Source organism: Bradyrhizobium sp. (assembly GCF_019242285.1).
Lineage (GTDB): Bacteria > Pseudomonadota > Alphaproteobacteria > Rhizobiales > Xanthobacteraceae > Bradyrhizobium.
Genome location: NZ_JAFAVV010000410.1, coordinates 1 through 6,337 on the forward strand (window position 1 = coordinate 1; position 6,337 = coordinate 6,337).

At 65.9% G+C, this 6,337-nt stretch carries 3 protein-coding genes; all 3 read left to right on the forward strand.

The genetic code is table 11. The features are described 5' to 3' along the window. The first annotated feature begins 335 nt into the window (after positions 1–335). Positions 336–1,292 carry a zincin-like metallopeptidase domain-containing protein gene (locus JOY90_RS15885; protein ID WP_291692066.1) on the forward strand — a complete coding sequence of 319 codons (957 nt, stop codon included), beginning with the start codon at positions 336–338 and terminating at the stop codon, positions 1,290–1,292. Positions 1,293–1,389: 97 nt separating this feature from the next. Then, entirely contained in the window at positions 1,390–3,513 is a 2,124-nt protein-coding gene (locus tag JOY90_RS15890) for a ParB/RepB/Spo0J family partition protein (RefSeq protein ID WP_291692067.1), read from the forward strand. Positions 3,514–3,729: 216 nt separating this feature from the next. Next, on the forward strand, positions 3,730–6,337 hold a 2,608-nt coding region (locus tag JOY90_RS15895), incomplete at its 3' end, for a strawberry notch family protein (RefSeq protein WP_291692068.1).

Below are 6,337 nucleotides of genomic sequence, written 5' to 3' on the forward strand. Positions count from 1 at the left end.
GTCTTGCCGATCCGAAGGTCGCGGCAACGACGTCGTCCGATGACACGAGAGATCGCAGCTCGACCGTTGGTCATCGGAAGCGGCTTCATGATGGTGACGGTCCTGAGGGCGTCTCCCTCGCGGAATCGGGCTGTCGGCGGAGCTGAATCCTCGGCCGCGCCGTGTGTTCGTCCTTCGGGCTTCCATCTCGGGCGCGGCGCGCGTGGTGCGTTCGGTGATCCTCGGCTGTGCGGTGAATGCGTTGAGGTGATGCAGAGGAAGAGTGCGGGCTGGCTTGGCCGTGACGGGTTGGAAGCCGCGGGAGAGGCCTGCGGCGCCCGTCGCGGAGACGCGCGATGGAAAGCCATCGTTCCCGGACACGCGCCGGCCAGGACCGCGCGAGCCTTTATGACGAAATCACCGGCAAGATCATCAGAGAACTCGAGGCCGGCCGTGCGCCGTGGGTGCAGCCCTGGGGCACGGCGTCGGCCAAGGCGCCGCTCGCCATGCCGAAGAATGCCGCGACCAGCCGGCGTTACTCCGGGATCAACGTTCTGATCCTGTGGGGCGCGGTCATCGAGCGGAGTTTTGCCGGCCAGAGCTGGCTCACCTTCCGCCAGGCTCTTGCGCTTGGCGGCCACGTGCGCAAAGGCGAGCGCGGCACCTCCATAGTCTATGCGGACCGCTTCGTGCCGGCGGGTGAGAGACGCCGCGCCAGCGAAGCCGGCGAGGAAGCGCAGGCGATTGCGTTCCTAAAGCGCTTCACCGTGTTCAACACCGATCAGTGTGACGGCCTGCCTGCAGACATCGCAACAACCGCGCCGCCTCCCGTGCCAGGCTTGATCGAGCCCAGGGTGGAAAGCCTGATCAAGGCGACCGGCATCGACTTCCGTATCGGCGGCAATCGCGCGTTCTATGTGCCGACGGAAGACTATGTGCAGGTGCCGCCGCCGACGGCCTATTTCGAGCCTATCGACTGGCATCGGACGGCGCTGCATGAGCTCGTGCATGCCAGCGGCCATCCGTCACGCCTCAGCCGCGATTTCTCGGGTGGTTATGGCAGCAGCAAGTACGCCTTCGAGGAGTTGATCGCGGAATTGGGCGCTGCATTCTCTTGTGCTGCGCTCGGCATCGTGCCGACCGTGCGCCATGCCGACTACATCGGCTTCTGGCTCGAGGTCCTGCTCGAGGACAATCGGGCGATCGTCCGTGCGGCCAGCCAGGCCAGCAAGGCGGCCGATTACATTCTCGGCTTCCTGCCGAATTCCGCTGCCGGCGTGATGGCAGGAGACACCGAGTGTGCGGTGGCGTGAGGCCTTTTCGGGGCACGGAAGAGTGAGAGGAGGTGCGGATTTCCGCGACGGGTTGGAGGCCGAGAGAGGTTTCGGCCGCCCGTCGTGGAGAACCGAAATGACGAAGGTCGTCCAGAAAATCACGCTGTCGCCCTCGCGCGACATCCCCTTCAACAGACTGGTGCTGAGCCAGTCCAATGTCCGGCGGGTGAAGGCGGGCGTCTCGATCGAGCAGCTCGCCGAAAGCATCGCGCAGCGTACTCTGCTGCAGAGCCTGAACGTGCGGGCCGTTGTCGATACGGAAGGAAACGAGACCGGCATGTTCGAGGTGCCCGCGGGCGGCAGGCGCTATCGCGCGCTCGAGCTGCTCGTGAAGCAGAAGCGCATGACGAAGACCCAAGCCGTTCCCTGCATCGTTCGCGACAGCGGCTCGGCCCTGGATGACTCGCTCGCCGAGAACGACGAGCGGGTGGGCCTGCACCCGCTCGATCAGTTCCGCGCGTTCGAAGCTCTGCGCCAGGGCGGTATGAGCGAGGAGGAGATCGGCGCCCGGCATTTCGTGAGCCCGGCGGTGGTGAAACAGCGGCTGCGCCTCGCCTCGGTGGCGCCCAGCTTGCACAACGTCTATGCGCAGGACGGCATGACGCTCGAGCAGCTGATGGCATTCTCGGTCACGGCCGATCAGGCGCGCCAGGAGCAGGTCTGGGAGAAGGTCAGCCGTTCCGGCTATGACGAGCCCTACCAGATCCGCCGCATGCTGACCGAAGAGGCGGTCCGCGCTTCCGACCGCCGCGCGCGGTTTGTTGGCCTCGAGGCCTACGCACGCGCGGGCGGTGGCGTCATGCGCGACCTGTTCGAACATGATGATGGCGGCTGGCTACAGGACGTCGTCCTGCTGGACGGTCTTGTCACCGCGAAGCTGAAAGCGGAGGCGGAAATAATCGCGACCGAAGGCTGGAAATGGATTTCGGTCGCGATTGATTTCGCCTACGGCCACTCCCATGGCCTGCGCAAGCTCGTCGGCAGGCCGGCCGATCTCACGGCAGAGGAGCGGTCGGCCATTGAGGCGCTGAAAGCGGAGCAAGCGAAACTCGAAGCCGAATATCAGGACGCCGACGAAATTCCAGAAGAGTTCGATGATCGCCTCGGCGAGATCGAGATCGCGCTGCTGGCCTTCGAGGATCGCTCCGTGGCCTACGAGACGTCGGATGTGGCCCGTGCCGGCGTTTTCGTCAGCATCGATTCCGAGGGGCGGCTCTTGATCGACCGGGGTTATGTCCGGCCAGAAGATGAGCCGGCGGCAGTCGATTCAGGCGCGACGCAGGGCGCCGATACACCGTCGACCGACAGACGGAGAGTTGTCGGTCCGGCACAGCCGACCTCCATCACCGTTGCTGGCACGCCGCCGGAAACGGCGGATGACGATGAGGAAGGAGGCGCAAGACCGCTTCCGGATCGGCTCATGGCCGAGCTCACTGCTCATCGGACGCTGGCGCTGCGCGACGCGCTCGCCGAACGGCCCTCGATCGCCTTTCAGGCCGTGCTGCATAACTTCGTGCTTGCGACGTTCTACCGGTTCGCCGCTCCTTCAAGCTGTCTCGAAATTTCGCTGCATACGCCGACCTTTCCCGCTCAGCCTCCCGGCTTGAAGGAAAGTGCTTCGGCGCGGGCCATCGAGGCGCGGCATGAAGCGTGGAAGGCGCGGCTGCCGAACAACGAACGCGACCTCTGGGACGCGCTCACCGACCTGGATAATGCCACACAGACCCGTCTGTTCGCTCATTGCGCGTCCTCTGCAGTCAACGCGCTGCATGACGTGGCCAGCCGCTTCAGTCAGGGCCGCGTGTCCACCTATTCGGTGCAGAGCCGCCTTGGCCAGGCTGACGTCGTTGCGCGCGCTGTCGATCTCGACATGGTCAGCGCCGGCTGGAAGCCGTCCGTCGACAACTATCTCGGCCGGGTGACCAAGCATCGCATTCTGCAAGCGGTGCGGGAAGCGAAGGGCGAGGCCTCGGTCCAGCTCATCGAGCATCTCAAGAAGACCGATATGGCGAAGGAGGCCGAGCGCCTTCTGGCCGGCAGTGGCTGGCTGCCGGAGCCGCTACGCCTTGCTGATGTCGAGGCGGCGGACGCGGAGCAGGGCGGCGAGGCCGAAGGCCTGCCTAAATTCCTCGCCGATGAGGAGACAGCGGAGGCCACTGACGGCGAAGACGAAGTGGAAGAGATCATCGCCGCCGAGTGATGCGTGAGCCTGGCTTGCGATCTGCCGGCCCCAAATGTCTGTCGAAAGTATCAGAAGCCCGGCCGTTGAGCCGGGCTTCGTCGTGTCTGCTCTGTGCGGTGACTGAGGGCCGAGAGGGGAGAGGAGGGGCCGGCTGAGGATGAGCTCGCCGGATCGAGAGAGAGCGTTCGGCGGCTCGTCCCGAGTCCCGCTCTCTGCCTCCGAGGATCTCCCGACATGTCGAACGACAACGATTACCCAGCGTCTGCCGTCCCATCCGCACGCGCCCAAGCCATCCTCCATGCCGCACGGCTGCTGCTGCCGCGCCTCACCCGTGGCGAGCGCATTGATGCCAAGCTGCTGCGCCGTGCCGCGGAAAGGTCCTTTGGCGCCAGCGACGCCGAGGGGGCCTGGAACTGGAAGACCGCTTACGAGGCCTGCGAGGCGGCAGCAGTTCTGTTTCTCCGCAAATACGGCCCGGCCATGATCCGCGCGAGTGGCGGGGCGCCGGCCGCCATGCTGCCGATGATCGCGAAAGTCGCAGCGCTGCTGCCGACGCACGCGCGGCGGACAGAGGAGAGCCAGGCTTTCCAGCAGTTCTCGACGCCGATCCCGCTTGGGCTTGCGGTCGCTGCCGCAGCCCGGATCACTGCGGCTGATCATGTGCTCGAGCCATCCGCGGGGACCGGGAGCCTTGCGATCTTCGCCGAGCTCGCAGGCAGCACGCTTTTGCTGAACGAACTCTCCGAAAGTCGTGCCGCTCTGCTCGACCTGCTGTTTCCGGGCGTACAGGTGACGCGTTTCGACGCGGCGCAGATCGATGATCATCTGGATGCTGGCTATGTCCCAAGCGTCGTCCTGATGAACCCACCGTTTTCGGCGATGGCCAATGTGGATCGCCGAATGCCGGACACGACGCTTCGCCACATACATTCAGCGCTGGCACGGCTTGGCGAGGGCGGCCGGCTGGTGGCGATCACTGCCGCGGGCTTCACGCCGGAGAACCCGGCCTGGACGCAAGCCTTCGTTCGTCTCCAGGAGCGTGGTCACCTCGTGTTCTCGGCGGCCCTTGCCGGCAGCGCCTACGCCAAGCACGGCACCACCACCGAGACGCGGCTGCTTGTCATCGACAAGCAGCCGGCGCCCGATCCGCAAACCTTCCCGCAATCTCCCGGAATGGCTCCGAGCGTGGCGGCGCTGCTCGGCTGGGTCACCGAACGGGTCCCTTCGCGGCTGCCGATGGCCGGCAGCTTCGTGCCGCCGGCTGCCGAGCTTGTCGCCCGCCCGAAGGTGATCCGCACCGCTGAGGCACCTCTGTCCACTCGGACGACGTCTGAAGCGGAGGGGATCGAGATCGTCTACGAGACCGTGGATGCCGCGCCAGTGGACGCCGCGCACATCACCGACACGCTCTATGAGCCCTACCAGCTCCAGTCGATCCGCATTGCCGGCGCGCACGCGCATCCGACCAGGCTGGTGCAGTCCGCGGCGATGGCATCCGTCGTACCGCCAAAGCCGTCCTATCGACCACATCTTACAGAGCGGCTCGTGGCCGATGGCGTGCTCTCGGATGCACAGCTCGAAAGCGTCATCTATGCGGGCGAGGCGCATACGGGCTTCCTTGCGGGATGCTGGAACGTCGACCAGACCTTCGATGCGGTCACAGCCGCGCGGGACCCCGGATCAAGTCCGGGGCAGGCTAATGCCGAGAAGGCGGTGCGCTTCCGCCGCGGCTGGTTCCTGGGTGACGGCACGGGCGCCGGCAAGGGCCGTCAGGTCGCGGGCATCCTGCTCGACAATTGGCTCAAAGGCCGGCGCCGCGCGGTCTGGATCAGCAAGTCCGACAAGCTGATCGAGGACGCCCAGCGCGACTGGTCGGCGCTCGGCATGGAGCGGCTGCTCGTCACCCCGCTCTCGCGCTTCCGTCAGGGCACGCCGATCCGGCTTGGGGAAGGCATCCTTTTCACCACCTACGCCACGCTACGGACCGACGAACGCGGCGAGAAGCTTTCGCGGGTCCGGCAGATCGTCGAATGGTTGGGCGCCGACCCCGGCTCGCCACCCGGCGCAGGTTTTGACGGGGTGATCATCTTCGACGAGAGCCATGCGATGCAGAATGCCGCAGGCAGCAGGGGCGAGCGCGGCGATCAAGCGGCCTCGCAGCAGGGGCGGGCAGGCCTTCGGCTGCAGCATGCAATGCCCAATGCCCGGGTCGTCTATGTCTCGGCGACCGGGGCGACGACCGTCCACAATCTCGCCTATGCGCAGCGGCTTGGGCTCTGGGGCGGCGCGGATTTCCCGTTCGCCGCGAGGGCGGATTTCGTCGAGGCGATCGAGGAGGGCGGGGTCGCCGTCATGGAGGTCATGGCGCGCGATCTCAAGGCGCTCGGCCTCTATGCAGCCCGCTCGCTGTCCTACGAGGGCGTTGAGTACGAGCTGGTCGAACATCAGCTGAGCTCGGAGCAGGCGCGGATCTATGACGCCTATGCCGAGGCGTTTGCCGTCATTCACAACAACCTCGAAGCCGCGATGCGGGCGGCGAACATCATGGGCGAGACCGGCACGCTGAATGCGCAGGCCAAATCCGCCGCGCGCTCGGCCTTCGAATCCGCCAAGCAGCGCTTCTTCGGTCACCTCCTGACATCGATGAAGACGCCGTCCTTGATCCGCTCGATCGAACGCGATCTCGACGCCGGACACGCCGCCGTCATCCAGATCGTCTCGACCGGCGAGGCGCTGATGGAACGCAGGCTCGCCGAGATCCCGACCGAGGAATGGAGCGACGTTCGCGTCGACATCACGCCGCGCGAGTACGTTCTCGACTACCTGGCCCATTCCTTCCCGG